Origin of the sequence: Dyadobacter sp. CY312 (assembly GCF_021390535.1) — a bacterium.
In the GTDB taxonomy this organism is placed as follows: Bacteria; Bacteroidota; Bacteroidia; order Cytophagales; family Spirosomataceae; genus Dyadobacter.
The window spans coordinates 114,237-127,404 of the sequence record NZ_JAJUXG010000013.1 but is presented as its reverse complement, the minus strand read 5'-3'; the positions used below and the strand labels follow the sequence as shown (position 1 = coordinate 127,404).

Here is a 13,168-nt window from a genome sequence, read left to right as displayed (position 1 = left end):
CATTTATTCCTAATAACTTATTCTTTGACGCAAAAGCATCTTAATTAAAATTAACTTTATTCATTGGCTGTCTAGCAAAACGAAAGTATTTCAATAAGACGTCTAAATTTCCAATACAAACTATTAAGCCAACTTTGCCTACTTTAACTATTAAACCTTTCTGAGATATAGCAAAATGATAAAGACCTGGATTAACAATCTAACAAGTTTGGATGAAATAAGTGGTGAAAATGTCCATAAACTCCAAGACGTTTTAGAAAAGCTAGAATATTTTCGCAACATTAGCAAGGCTGGAATCGAGAGCCTTAGTGATCAGCAGTACATTGATTTGCAGAGTGAAATAAATGATTACTTCAGCGCCTGGGGTTATTGGATCGGCAATTTTAATCAGGATCAAAAGTTCTATCGGGTGACAGTTAATAAAAGAATAACTGGCAGAAACGAACAATATCTTGATAAGATATCTCAATTAACAGGTCCTCCGAAAAGATTTCTTAAAACAATTGGTAGGTGTAATTCCTTGGAAGTACCGATATTTTACGCTTCAAATTCACTTAAAGCTGCTATAATGGAGGCTGTCCCTGAAGAAGGGGATGTACTTACAATGACTATATGGAAACTGAAGCCAGATCAAAAAATGAATTGTTGTCAAATATTCCACCCAGACGTTACACCCTATGACCCTACCTACCCAACTATTTATGACCACTTTATAAAGGGAGAGTCTACTGGTGATGTACTCCTGGATCGGGTCCGAACCGAAAACATTAAATTCTTAACTGAGGAGTTTGTCAAGACCGTTGAAGGTAAAGACCCAAGGAATTACATTTTTTCATCATTATTTTCTGAAAAAATCTTCGTAGGTAATACTAAAAGAGAGGCGAATCACATTGATTCGGTATGGTATCCCAGCACTAAAATTCGTAACGGACAGAAGAACTTAGCCATGGCCGATTCAATGGTTCATCAAAAGCTTGACTTGCTCGAAATAGCTTTCACCATGGTAACGCGTATTTGGGAGACTCCTGAGGTTCCTTATCGAAAAATAGATTTCGAAATAGAAAAGATTACAACAACTAAAGATTTTGAAATAGCAGCAGATAAATTTGCCCCTTAAACCATCTCTTAATCATGACCGATTTGTCATGAATTTATCGACGGATCGCTTTACAGTGGTTCGATCCCGACAGGAGGCTAAAAAAAGGCCCGATCTTGATGACCGGGCTAATTGTTGTTTTTGGTGCATTAAATTATTCACCTTTAACGAAAGTCGCTAAGGCTATACAAGTATCTAACATTGGCAAAAGCCCTTTAACCTTTTTTAGGATTTCTGGTTTTTCCTTCTGATCACCGTTTTTCAGTATGTCATTCACTTCATACAGCAGCTTGTCTTCTAAGAGGTTTTTGATACTGTTTTGTTTTGCAAAACCACCATTTTCATAAAATGTGTCTAAGGAAGATATTGTGAAGGCAACAGAACTCGAATCGCATCCTGACAATTTTCTAACCATTCCAATGTCTTGAAGTTCGCTCAAAAAGCTATAAACTAGCCCACCTGAAACCCCGAAGGTTTTCTCTACATAAGAATTCTTCAGCTCGAAAAACGCCTCGTTTCTTGATTTAATGATGTGATCAAGAAGCTCATCTTTAATTGCAATTGTTAATAGTTTCATAAATGCTTAATTTGTGTGTGTAATTATTATAACCTTACAAAGGTAACGATAGTGTGTATACGCAACAAGTGATATATTTTATATAGAACAATTCTAATTACTCAAGTCTTCACCCGTTATCCCTAGTTTGCAAAAACTGCGAATAGAGATCATTTACCGTCTTGTTAAGTTTTGGTCCCTAGAAATGTAAAGATTTATGGAAGTCTACTCTTAACACTCCGCACAACGGTGCAGTGTTAAACTCCTTAGCCGTTTCTAATAAATTCTCTCATTTACTTTTAATGTAGGACTCATGCAGTTATAATTTACCTTAAAGAAGCCTCTAATCTGTGGCTTTTAATTTTGTGCCTTTATCAAACCCATTTGTTTTGAAGGCATACATTGCAACTTTCATACTCCTTCTGTCAGTCCCGTTTTTTACCGAAGTATTTGGTCAAACTGAGGATACCCTTAGGATTTCCCAAAAAGAGGCAGAGGCATTATTTCTTACTAATAACTTCGATCTGGTCGCTCAGAAGCTGAGTATGCAGCAGGCTGAGGCGCAGATTATCCAGGCAAAACTATGGCCTAATCCGGAATTCAGTCTGGATGAAGTCAATCTCTGGACTACCAAAAATCAGCTTTCTTCTGGCGAAACCATTCCTCCGCTGTTCGGCAATTTTGGAAAGAACAGGGAATTTACTGCGGATTTGAGCCAGCTTATTGAAACCGGTGGAAAAAGAAGAAAACGCGTCGCGCTTGAATCGGTGTCCCGGGATATCGCCAGCGAATACTTTGCTGAACTGGTAAGGGAATTGAAGACACAGCTGAGAAAAAATTTCTTTGAGTTGTCGTACCAGCAGGCTTATCTATCGGTGCTGAATACCCAGCTGGAATCTCTGGATAAACTGCTGATTTCATTCGAGAAACAATACAAAAAGGGCAATTTGGCCAAACAGGAAGTATTCCGGCTTAAAGCACTTCGCATTGAATTGAACCAGCAGATTGTGGAATCCCAAATGGAAGTTCACGGCGTTCAAAAAGATTTGGCGATCCTGCTGAATTTGCCGGCAAGCAGTTACCTCGTTGCCGAAACCCAGGCTAGTCCTGCCGTTGAATCTCTGAAAATGTTGGCATTGGACCAACTCCTCGCCACTGCTTACGCAAATCGTCCGGATGGAAAGATCAGTCTTTTGGAGCAGAAATGGTCTGAGAAAAAATATGATCTGGAATACGCACTCCGCAAGCCTGATGTAACGCTGGGCATGAACTACGACCGGGGTGGTAATTTCCTGCTGAACTTTTTCGGTTTTGGGGCAAAAATTGATTTACCCGTTTTCAACCGGAACCAGGGTGCTATTCTGGAAAGCAAGATTGGTATTGAAAAAGCCAAAGTCGCAACAGATCAAAAAAATAAGGTGATCGAAGCGGAAGTAACCAACACGTTCCGCGATCTGAAAAAAGGGCTCATCGCTTATGAGAGTCTGGATGCAGAATATGCTGCGGATCTGGATCAGGTATTTGAAACCTATACTCAATATTTCCTGAAAAGACAGATCAATATGGTTGAATATCTGGATTTTTTCGACGCCTACATTTCCAATAAACGTACCATCCTGGTCACGTTAAAACAGTTGCTAGACAACCGGGAAGAACTCTCATTTGTGACTGCATCTGATATAAATTAAAAACCTGCTGAACTCATTCAGCGTCATTCATTTTAGTAAATAATCATCCTCATGTTGAACTCATCACGCTCGTTACTGGCGTTCGCCGTTATTACGCTGGCACTCTCTGGTTGCAACTCTACTCCGGAAGAGGTTGTGGAGCAAAAGCCAAAAACAACCACTGAGACTGCCAGACCTGTTGACACTTATACCGTTGAAATGGAGCCGGTAACGCAGTCCATCAGACTCAATGGCCAGATCGAATACAACCCGAATCAGGTGGTCCATTATGCCAGTCTGGTTAACGGAATAATTACAAAAACTTACTTTTCTCTCGGCGACAAAGTGGCCAAAGGACAGGTACTCGCTGAGCTCCGGAGCAGTGAACTGACAGACCTCAGTTCGCAAAGCAAAACCCTGGAATCGCAGCTTAATGTTGCCAAAAGAAAATTAACCATTTCGGAGTCGATGTTTGAAGACCGGATCGGTTCGGAAAAGGATTTGGTGGAGGCGCAAAGTGAAGTAGCCATTCTGAAAGCTGAGATTGACAAGGTGCAGTCGAATTTGTCCTTTTACAATGCAAGTTCCGAAAAAGGAGTATTCCAAATCCTGGCACCTGTTGGGGGATATGTGGTTGAAAATAACATCTCGGCAGGCACGCAGATCAGCGGAAGCGACTCAGATCTGTTTACGATTTCCAATCTTTCCGATGTATGGGTAACCACCAATGTCTACGCAGTTGATCTTCCTTTTGTCCAAAAAGGAATGAAAGCGACCATTAAATCCAAAGCATATCCGGGTGAGCAGTTTGAAGGTGTTATCTCCGAAATTTCGCAGGTTTTTGATCCCAATGAGAGGGTTTTAAAAGCACGAATTTTAATGACAAACAAGGAACTCAAATTTAAACCGGGGTTGACTATCGAAGCTGTTGTAAAGAAAAATATGAGCGAAACGGCCATTGGTGTTCCTGCCAAAGCGCTCATCTTTCACAACAATGAAAACTATCTGCTGATACAGAAACCCGACCAATCGCTGGAACCACGCAAAGTGACCGTGGATGTGAAGGACAACGACCGCGTATTCCTTAAAAATGGTATTTCAGCAGGCGAAAAAGTGGTCATCAACAACCAACTTCTTCTTTTCTCGGAGACGTTGAATTCTTCGGATAAATAACTTCATTTCATGCAAAAACTAACACAAGGTATCGTCGCATTCTCTTTGAAGAATACGATGATCATATTTTTTATGACCGCCGTACTGGCTGTGGTGGGTGTATTCAGTTACATTCACACACCCATAGAGGCATTCCCGGACGTGACCAATACCAGGGCCAGGATCATCACCCAGTGGCCCGGTCGCAGTGCCGAAGAGATTGAGAAATTCGTGACACTTCCTGTGATGAAGGAGATGAATACCATTCCTAAAAAAACAGATGTAAGGTCCATTTCGCTTTTCGGGTTATCGGTTGTTACGGTGCTTTTTGAAGACAAAGTCGACGATTTTTATGCGCAGCAATATGCATCCACCAGGCTGAGAAATATCAATTTACCTGCTGGCGCAGAGGCGGAAATTGAACCGCCTTATGGTGCTACGGGAGAAATTTTCAGATATGTACTGAAAAGCGATCGCCCGATCAAAGAACTGACTGCATTGCAGGAATGGGTGATTGAAAGGGAAATGGTGGCGGTGCCGGGTGTGGCCACGGTAGCCAGTTTTGGAGGTGAAGAAAAGATATATGAAGTGCGGGTGAATCCGGCTCTGCTTGCACAATACAACCTCACTCCGCTGGATGTGTATGAGGCAGTTGAAAAAAGCAATATCAACGTAGGCGGAGATGTGATTCAGAAGGGCGACCAGGCTTATGTGGTGCGTGGAATGGGATTGCTCGAAAGTACGCAGGATATTGAAAACATTCTGATCAATGTAAAAGGCTCCACGCCTGTGCTCGTGAAGCAGGTTGCGGAAGTGAATATTACCGCCAAACCCCGGCTGGGGCAGGTCGGGCTGGGAGAGGATAAAGATCTGGTTGAGGGAATTGTGGTGATGCTTCGGGGGGAGAATCCGAGTGATGTGATCATTAAACTTCAAAAAACGATTGACGATCTGAACAACCGAATTCTTCCGTCGGACGTGAAAATTGTACCGGTTATTGACAGGACAGAACTCGTTGATGCAACCGTTAATACAGTCACGCACAACCTTGCCGAAGGCATTGTGCTGGTTTCGCTCATCGTTTTTGTATTTCTGTTCAACTGGCGTACCACTGTTACGGTTGCGTTGGTGATCCCGCTTTCTTTCCTGTTTGCCATCACCATGTTGCGCATACAGGGACTTCCTGCCAACCTGATTTCTTTGGGAGCGATTGACTTTGGATTGCTGCTCGAAGGGACGATGGTCATCGTCGAAAAGATTTACGTGGATCTCGAAAAATCATCACTTCGGCTCGGCGTCGACAGGTTTAATAAAATGTCAAAACTTGGGCTGATCAAACGCAGTGTGAAAAATGTGGCTTCGCATATTTTCTTTGCTCAGATCATCCTGATCGTTGCCTTGCTGCCAATTTTCTCTTTTCAGAAAGTGGAGGGAAAAATGTTTGCTCCGCTTGCCTTCACGCTTGGATACGCGCTGGTTGGTTCGCTGATACTCAGTCTGACATTTGTGCCGGCGATGTGTAAGGTGCTGCTCAATAAAAATGTGAGGGAAGTGAACAACCCGGTTGTGAACTTTTTTAGAAACAACATCTTCAAACTATATCAATGGAGCGATCGGAATAAGAAGATCGTAATGGGTTCTTTCGTGATTTTGTTTCTGGTTTGTGCTGTAAAATTCATGAACTACGGAACCGAGTTTATTCCAAAACTGAACGAGGGAGCAATTTATGTCAGGGCTACTTTGCCGAACAGCATCAATCTGGAACAGTCGGTAAAAACGGGGAATGCTTTGCGGGATACACTCCGTTCTTTCGATGAAGTAAAATTTGTAATGAGTCAAACCGGCCGGCCTAACGATGGTACGGATCCGACGGGTTTCTTCAACAACGAATTTCACATTCAGCTAAAACCGGAAAAGGAGTGGAAAAGGAAGGTGAATAAGGAAGACCTGCTCCGTGAAATGAAAGAAGTGCTTTCGTCGTATCCGGGTGTGCAGCTGGGTTTCAGCCAGCCGATACAGGATAATGTGGAGGAATATGTGGCGGGGGTGAAGAGCTCGCTTGTGGTAAAAATATTCGGGGAAGACCTGGAAGATATGGAGAATCTGGCCGATCAGGTTGCAGACAATCTTCATAAAGTACAGGGAGTTGCGGATGTATTGGTTTACCGGAACATTGGTATTCCTGAGCTGGCAATCAAACTAGATGAGGCACGCATGGCAAGACACGGCGTATCCATGGCCGACGCTCAGGCGGTAATAGAAATGACGATAGGAGGTAAGGCGGCATCCGTATTTTATGAAAATGACCGGATGTTCGACATTACGATTCGTTATCAGAAAGACTACCGGGATACAGAAGAAGAGATCGGCAATATACTAATTCCTTCACTGGACGACCATCAGGTGCCGTTGAAGGAAATTGCAACTATCGGTACCAAAACCGGTCCGGCATTTATATACCGTGATGGCAGCAGCCGTTACATCGGAATCGGATTTAGTATTGATGGCCGTGACCTGGGCAGCACCATTGCGGAAGCGCAGAAAGTGGTAAAGGAAAATGTCAAATTTGCCAAGAATACAAAGGTTGTTTGGGCGGGAGAGTTTGAAAGCAAAGAGCGTGCTACCAAGCAGTTGTCGGTAATCGTTCCCGCTGCATTGGTGCTCATTATCTTCCTTTTGTACATGGATTTTGGCAATGTCAAAGATACGCTGATCTCACTCATTACCATTCCGTTTGCTTTTGTCGGAGGATTTATTTCATTGTGGATCACCGGTACCATTTTCGGCATATCTGCCGGTATCGGGTTCATCATACTTTTCGGAGTCTGTACGATCGACGGTATCATTCTGGTCCATGTGATGAAAGAAAATTTGGTCAGGAAACTTCCGTTGAAGCAGGCTATTTCAGAGGGTATTTATGGCCGTATCCGACCCGTAATTATGATTGCGCTCATGGGGTCTCTCGGACTTTTACCAGCGGCACTTTCCAATGGAATGGGTTCGGAAATACAGAAACCACTGGCCATTATGATCGTAGGTGGTTTGCTCATCTGTATGTTTTTATCCTTCACCGTTTTACCCCAGATTTTCTACTGGGCGTACCGAAAGAGTGACAAGGTAACTCATTAAAATGTCTGCAAAGTGACCCGTTAAACCATGCGTTTGGCGGGTCACTTTGTAAACTTCCCAGAACACATACTTCCATTTAAACAGTAAAATATGCAATGTTTGAGTTGTCGGATTATTAGAAAAAGCGGACTTTTTATAGCCATGATTCACAGCGTAAGTTTTGCGCAAAACAGCGGTGAAATTCAGCAGAACTACGCTGATTCAACTAACAATTATATAGAAATTTCTGGTTACGCAAGTTCAATCGACAGTACTCCTTTCTGGCTTCAGGCCAATCAGTTTGGAACGGTCCCGTCAACGGGAAATGCAGGAAGAGTTGGTGTTGGGTTGGAACATTATTGGAGATTGGGATCCGGTATGCAAAAACCCCTGAGAATTGGTGGCGGTGTAGAGGTAATAGGATTGGCAGCTGAAAAATCGCAGGTTATTCTGCCTCAGGCACATTTTACAGTACGCTACCGGAATTGGGAATTTTTTGCAGGACGAAAAAAACAGTGGGTTGGACTGGCTGATTCATTACTAAGCTCCGGATCCTATTCCTGGTCGACCAACGCCATGCCAATACCTAAAATTCAGCTGGGGACTACAAAATTTGTTGCCGTGCCGTTTACCAAAGGATGGGTGTCATTTCAGGCATTTTATTCCGATGGTTGGTTTGATAAAAACCGACCTGTTACCAGCAATTTGAAACTGCATCAGAAATCACTTTACGCCAGAATAGGAAAGGTCAATTCGCGCCTGAAATTGTATGGAGGCTTCAATCACCAGGTTCAGTGGGGCGGTAAGTCAGCGTATAATACAGAAGACGGGCAAATGCCCAACGACTTTCAGAACTACATCAATGTTGTGACCGGAAGAGCGCACAGCAACAATCCGAGCCACCACGATGCAACCGGCCGGGTCGGCAATCACCTTGGTAGTATTGATCTGACGGCGGAAATCGAAACTTATGGCATGAGTATTTTTGTATACCGTCAGAATATTTATGAGGATGGCTCACTGTTTTGGTTGAGTAATATTGCTGATGGCCTGAACGGGATCCGATTTAGAAGAAAAAACAGTTATGGTTCAAATTTTGAACTGAACACGGTTGTCCTGGAATTCCTTCATACTAAAAATCAGGGTGGAGCGGTTGCCGACGACCTTGATCCCAGCTATAAGAGAGGGAAAGATGATTACTTCAACAACGGCCAGGTAAGAGATGGCTGGTCCTATTTGGGCAGGGGAATAGGAACGCCATTTATTCCTCCAACTTCGGAAACCATCTGGAACTGGCCTAACTATGCAGATTTTTTCACGAGCAACAACCGCGTTTCTGTATACCATCTCGGCATGAGCGGAACCCTTTTTCAGAAAATAAACTGGGCGGGGAAGTTCTCCTATTCCAGTAATTCCGGCGCGTACGACAATCCTTTCGAAGGTACTCCAAAGCAATTTTCCGGCTTTATTTCACTACTTGCTCCAATTAACATTTTAGGAGGAGTTGCAGGAAAACTTGCTCTTGCTGCCGATAAGGGTGATTTGTATCCCGTTAGTTATGGTGTTTCGTTTGGTTTTCAAAAGAGTTTTGGGTTTAGGTAAAGGGTGTGCATTCTTTAACTTAAAGAAAAAGTATTCTTAGTCCCACCAACCATTTCGGCTACAACATAACTCAGTTTGGATACTTCCGGGTATTCGCAACCAGTGACCTTTGTGATGTAAAATTTAAACATCTCAAAATGAAAACGATTTTCATCACAGGGGCTTCCACAGGTTTGGGAAAAGCAACTACCCGGTTGTTTCAGGCAAAAGGCTGGAATGTGATTGCAACCATGCGCAATCCTGCAAAGGAAACGGAATTGCAGCATCTCAGCAATGTAACGTTACTTCCGCTCGACGTCACAAATTTATCCCAAATAGAAAGTACGGTAAGTGAAGCGTTGAAAAATTCCACCATTGACGTGGTGTTCAACAATGCCGGTTACGGACTCGTTGGTGCATTGGAATCTTGCACGGATGACCAAATTACCAATCAAATCGACACCAATCTCACTGGTGTTTTGCGGGTTATAAAAGCATTTATTCCCCATTTTAAAAAACAGAAAAACGGTCTTTTTATCACCACAACTTCTGTCTGCGGAATCTCTTCCAATCCTTTATCTCCGGTTTACAACGCTACCAAGTGGGCTTTGGAAGGATTTAGCGAAAGCATTTCCTATGACCTTGCTTTGTTTAACATTGGCATCAAAACAGTTGCACCTGGCGGCATCAAAAGTGATTTTATCAACGGAATGCAGGCCGTTATTGGTGAAGAATATGAAACGCTGAATCAAAGATTGGGTGAACTTTTCGCGGACGGCACTTTGATTGAATTTACAGAAGCAGAACACATTGCGGAAGTGGTTTACGAAGCGGCCACAGATGGCAAAGATCAGTTGCGTTATCTGGCTGGAAATGATGCCGTCAGAATTGCCCGGCAACGTGAGGAAATGGGTAACGAAAATTTCAGAAGAGAACTCAGCAAAAAGCTTCATCTTCCGGCAACTCAAAACAAACTGAACTCATGAAGAACACAGAAGCACTGGAAATTACGACATTCAAATTGAACAGCTTTTCCTGTAAAGAATTCATTGAAGCCAATACAGAAATTGATCATTTTCTGAAACGCCAGCCTGGTTTTCGGTCGAGAAAAATTGTGCAGCAAAACGATGGAACAATTGCCGACATACTCATTTGGGGTTCTGTAAAAAACGGCACCGATTCCATGCACAGGCTTATGGACGAATTGGCGGATTCTGTTGTTCACGACATGATCGATCAAAGCACTGTCAACTGGAATATTTCGAAGGTGGAGCACGACCTGACCAATTAAGGATTAGCTTTATAACATGAAAAACGAAATCAGTCGCCCGAAAAAGTTCAGTTCCATATCGGAACTGCAACGGGCATTGGGTTTGCCAAAACCTTTGCATCCGCTGGTGAGTCTGGTTAACTATGCCGATATTACTACGCCTGCGGACGAATTGCCGACAGTACTTCTTCTCGATTTTTTCAAAATTTCATACAAAACAAAACTGACCGGAAAAGTAAAATACGGACAGCATTATTATGACTTTGATGAAGGGGGGATTTCGTTTGTATCTCCGAATCAGATCATTGCAGCGGCGGAAGACGAGAAGGACTATGCCGGCTACACGTTGCTCATCCATCCTGATTTTCTGAGGAATTATCCGCTGGCAAAAACAATCCAGAAATATGGTTTCTTTTCTTATTCAGCCAGCGAGGCGTTGTATTTGTCGGAAAAGGAAAAAGTAACGATTTCTCAGGTTTTTGAGCATATTTTGCAGGAATTGAACGGCTCCATAGACGATTTCAGTCAGGATGTGATCATTTCCCATGTTGAAGTGCTTCTCAATTACAGTAATCGATTTTACAAGCGACAATTCATCACGCGCAAAGCGGCCAATCATGATGTACTGACCAGGCTGGAAGATTTGCTCAATCAGTATTTTAACGATAAGGAATCCCTGATGCAGGGTTTGCCGACGGTGCAATATCTGGCGAATAAATTAAATCTTTCGCCCCGATATCTCAGTGATTTGTTGCGCGTACACACAGGACAAAATACGCAGCAGTTCATTCATGAAAAACTCATTGAAAAGGCGAAGGAATATCTGGCGTCGGACAATCTGAGTGTTGCCGATGTGGCTTATCAGCTGGGTTTTGAGCATCCTCAGTCTTTCAACAAGATTTTCAAAAAGAAAACAAACCTGACACCCGTTGAATTCAAACACACTTTTAACGCAAACTAATCACTCATGGAGGATTTAGATTTAAAAGAAATAAAACAGCGGTCACTGAAAATCAGAGAACGATATCACCAACTGGAACAGCAACACCAAGGCAGCAACTGGACGGTGGAAGAAGACGCACTCGCTTTCCTGACGGACGCCGGATTGGTTGGCCGATTAACGATGTCACAACAAGGCCGCTGGCCGAAAGGTGAACAAACCATTCCTGAGCTTGAACACAAATTGGGCGAATGCGTATGGTGGCTAACCATTCTTGCCGACCGCATGGGTTTGGATATCAATGAAGCGACGGAGAAGTTTTTGACAAAGACGGAAAAGTTGCTGGAATAGGATGAAGACTTGGCATTTACTTCGGTGCAATAGGTGCCTTAGTAAACCTGCCCCAGGCGATGAAAATTGCTACAAAGGCAAATGCCACATTCGCTCCGATTTGTGATGCTTCGTCTCTTTGGATATGAAATGCTGCCGCTGAAATCATCAGAACTACAATGCCAACTGCTGCAATCGGTGTGAGTGTTGGCTGAATACGGAGCAGTGCGGGAAGTATTAATCCTAATGCTCCGAGTATATCTACAATGGCGGTGAAGTTCAGGAACGCAGGTGAAACTTGGGCAGCCCAAGGCCACATGTTCGATAACTCATCAATTGGTGTAAATAATTTCATTGTTGCGCCCCAAACCATACTGGCTGCCAGTAATACCTGTGCACTCCAAAGTGCGATGTGTAGAAATCCTGTTGTTTTTTGCTGAGTGGCCATGATTGGTTGTTTTTTGAATGACACAAAAGTATCTACATTTGCTATCTGCGATATAGTACTATCCGGTTGGATAGCGATATCCGAACGGATAGTATCGGCAGAGTTTTAAAACCAAAAAGAAAATGCTCACTCGTGAAGGATGTCCCGGAAATGTGCTTGCCATCAAGGACGCACTTGAAGCTTTGGAAGGTCGTTGGAAGCTGCTGATCATGCTGTCTCTGTCGACCGGGAACAAACGATTTAAACAGATTTCAAAAGACATTGGTGGAATTACGGATAAGATGCTTTCGAAAGAGCTGAAAATTTTGGAAACAAATAAACTCGTGACCCGCACAGTTTACGACACATTTCCACCCACAGTTGAGTACGCGATAACAGAACACGGCAAATCGGCCGAGCAAATTCTGGATGTGCTGTATCTGTGGGGAGTCAAACACAGGAAAGAGATTATGGGGGAGTAGGGCTGATTGGTTAATAAAATAACAAAAGTACAGCCATCAACAGCTGTACTTTTTAGAATAAATAATTCAATAATGTTGAATTTAAACCGGCATCAGTTTGGTGGTGATACCAATGCGGTTCCAGGCGTTTATAGTGATGATTGCCATGATCACTTCTGACAGATATTTTTCTCCCAGAATTTTAACTGCACGTTCATAAGTTTCGTCTTTCACATGATTGCTGATCAGCGTAACTTCCTCGGTAAGAGCCAATATTGCCTGTTCCTCTTCTGTGAAAAAATTGGTGTCACGCCAGGCGCTGAGGGTATAGATCCGCTGCTCGGTTTCTCCGGCTTTACGGGCATCTTTGGTATGCATATCAAGACAAAACGCACATCCGTTCACCTGTGAAGCTCTTATCTTGATCAGTTCTTTATGCGCTCTTGTGAGAGAAGTGCTTTCTATGAATTTTTCCAGTCCCAGCATGGCTTTGTACGCCTCAGGGTTTACTTTTTGAATGTTGATTCGAGTACTCATCTTAAATTTAATTTGCTTGATTAATAAGTTAATTTCAGGTGTA

Annotated in this window: 13 protein-coding genes; 10 read left to right on the top strand and 3 right to left on the bottom strand. The window is 43.0% G+C overall.

Translation table 11 applies throughout. From position 1 onward, the window contains the following. Positions 1-208: 208 nt before the first annotated feature. Positions 209-1,117, top strand: coding sequence for an RES domain-containing protein (locus LZG71_RS18930; RefSeq protein WP_233822992.1), 909 nt, complete (start codon positions 209-211; stop codon positions 1,115-1,117). Positions 1,118-1,250: 133 nt separating this feature from the next. Here the strand turns inward: LZG71_RS18930 and LZG71_RS18925 are convergent, their stop codons facing one another. Then, the gene (locus tag LZG71_RS18925) at positions 1,251-1,673 is read right to left on the bottom strand and encodes a hypothetical protein (protein WP_233822990.1); all 423 of its coding nucleotides are present in this window, start codon (positions 1,671-1,673) and stop codon (positions 1,251-1,253) included. Positions 1,674-2,041: 368 nt separating this feature from the next. On the opposite strand from LZG71_RS18925, the gene LZG71_RS18920 reads away from it, so the two are divergent. From LZG71_RS18920 to LZG71_RS18885, 8 genes are all read left to right on the top strand, one after another. Beyond that, positions 2,042-3,340: a TolC family protein gene (locus tag LZG71_RS18920; RefSeq protein WP_233822988.1), complete on the top strand. Its 1,299-nt coding sequence runs from the start codon at positions 2,042-2,044 to the stop codon at positions 3,338-3,340. Between the two features lie 51 nt (positions 3,341-3,391). After that, a complete protein-coding gene (locus LZG71_RS18915; protein WP_233822986.1) occupies positions 3,392-4,492 on the top strand; it encodes an efflux RND transporter periplasmic adaptor subunit in 1,101 nt (366 codons plus the stop codon). Between the two features lie 9 nt (positions 4,493-4,501). After that, a complete protein-coding gene (locus LZG71_RS18910) occupies positions 4,502-7,600 on the top strand; it encodes an efflux RND transporter permease subunit (RefSeq protein ID WP_233822984.1) in 3,099 nt (1,032 codons plus the stop codon). A 99-nt stretch (positions 7,601-7,699) separates the two neighbouring features. Next, on the top strand, positions 7,700-9,181 hold the full coding sequence (locus LZG71_RS18905) for a capsule assembly Wzi family protein (RefSeq protein WP_233822982.1): 1,482 nt from the start codon (positions 7,700-7,702) through the stop codon (positions 9,179-9,181). 137 nt (positions 9,182-9,318) lie between these two features. After that, complete coding sequence (locus tag LZG71_RS18900) at positions 9,319-10,146, top strand: SDR family oxidoreductase (protein WP_233822979.1); 828 nt, start codon at positions 9,319-9,321, stop codon at positions 10,144-10,146. Further along, a complete protein-coding gene (locus LZG71_RS18895) occupies positions 10,143-10,451 on the top strand; it encodes a hypothetical protein (RefSeq protein WP_233822977.1) in 309 nt (102 codons plus the stop codon). The genes LZG71_RS18900 and LZG71_RS18895 overlap by 4 nt, the downstream gene beginning before the upstream one ends. Positions 10,452-10,467: 16 nt before the next feature. Further along, positions 10,468-11,391 carry an AraC family transcriptional regulator gene (locus LZG71_RS18890; RefSeq protein ID WP_233822975.1) on the top strand — a complete coding sequence of 308 codons (924 nt, stop codon included), beginning with the start codon at positions 10,468-10,470 and terminating at the stop codon, positions 11,389-11,391. Positions 11,392-11,397: 6 nt separating this feature from the next. Further along, the gene (locus LZG71_RS18885) at positions 11,398-11,721 is read left to right on the top strand and encodes a hypothetical protein (protein WP_233822973.1); all 324 of its coding nucleotides are present in this window, start codon (positions 11,398-11,400) and stop codon (positions 11,719-11,721) included. Positions 11,722-11,737: 16 nt separating this feature from the next. On the opposite strand, the gene LZG71_RS18880 is transcribed toward LZG71_RS18885, so the two are convergent. After that, the gene (locus LZG71_RS18880) at positions 11,738-12,148 is read right to left on the bottom strand and encodes a DoxX family protein (RefSeq protein WP_233822971.1); all 411 of its coding nucleotides are present in this window, start codon (positions 12,146-12,148) and stop codon (positions 11,738-11,740) included. A 122-nt stretch (positions 12,149-12,270) separates the two neighbouring features. Between LZG71_RS18880 and LZG71_RS18875 the strand changes: the two genes are divergently transcribed. Further along, a complete protein-coding gene (locus tag LZG71_RS18875) occupies positions 12,271-12,609 on the top strand; it encodes a helix-turn-helix domain-containing protein (RefSeq protein ID WP_233822969.1) in 339 nt (112 codons plus the stop codon). An 81-nt stretch (positions 12,610-12,690) separates the two neighbouring features. Here the strand turns inward: LZG71_RS18875 and LZG71_RS18870 are convergent, their stop codons facing one another. Next, on the bottom strand, positions 12,691-13,125 hold the full coding sequence (locus LZG71_RS18870) for a carboxymuconolactone decarboxylase family protein (RefSeq protein ID WP_233822967.1): 435 nt from the start codon (positions 13,123-13,125) through the stop codon (positions 12,691-12,693). Positions 13,126-13,168 lie beyond the last annotated feature (43 nt).

Excerpts from the sequence above, each read along its gene's own strand:
- LZG71_RS18890 (WP_233822975.1), top strand. The coding sequence starts at position 10,468 with ATGAAAAACGAAATCAGTCGCCCGAAAAAGTTCAGTTCCATATCGGAA.
- LZG71_RS18895 (WP_233822977.1), top strand. The coding sequence starts at position 10,143 with ATGAAGAACACAGAAGCACTGGAAATTACGACATTCAAATTGAACAGC.
- LZG71_RS18875 (WP_233822969.1), top strand. The coding sequence starts at position 12,271 with ATGCTCACTCGTGAAGGATGTCCCGGAAATGTGCTTGCCATCAAGGAC.
- LZG71_RS18915 (WP_233822986.1), top strand. The coding sequence starts at position 3,392 with ATGTTGAACTCATCACGCTCGTTACTGGCGTTCGCCGTTATTACGCTG.
- LZG71_RS18900 (WP_233822979.1), top strand. The coding sequence starts at position 9,319 with ATGAAAACGATTTTCATCACAGGGGCTTCCACAGGTTTGGGAAAAGCA.
- LZG71_RS18885 (WP_233822973.1), top strand. The coding sequence starts at position 11,398 with ATGGAGGATTTAGATTTAAAAGAAATAAAACAGCGGTCACTGAAAATC.
- LZG71_RS18870 (WP_233822967.1), bottom strand. The coding sequence starts at position 13,125 with ATGAGTACTCGAATCAACATTCAAAAAGTAAACCCTGAGGCGTACAAA.
- LZG71_RS18910 (WP_233822984.1), top strand. The coding sequence starts at position 4,502 with ATGCAAAAACTAACACAAGGTATCGTCGCATTCTCTTTGAAGAATACG.
- LZG71_RS18925 (WP_233822990.1), bottom strand. The coding sequence starts at position 1,673 with ATGAAACTATTAACAATTGCAATTAAAGATGAGCTTCTTGATCACATC.
- LZG71_RS18880 (WP_233822971.1), bottom strand. The coding sequence starts at position 12,148 with ATGGCCACTCAGCAAAAAACAACAGGATTTCTACACATCGCACTTTGG.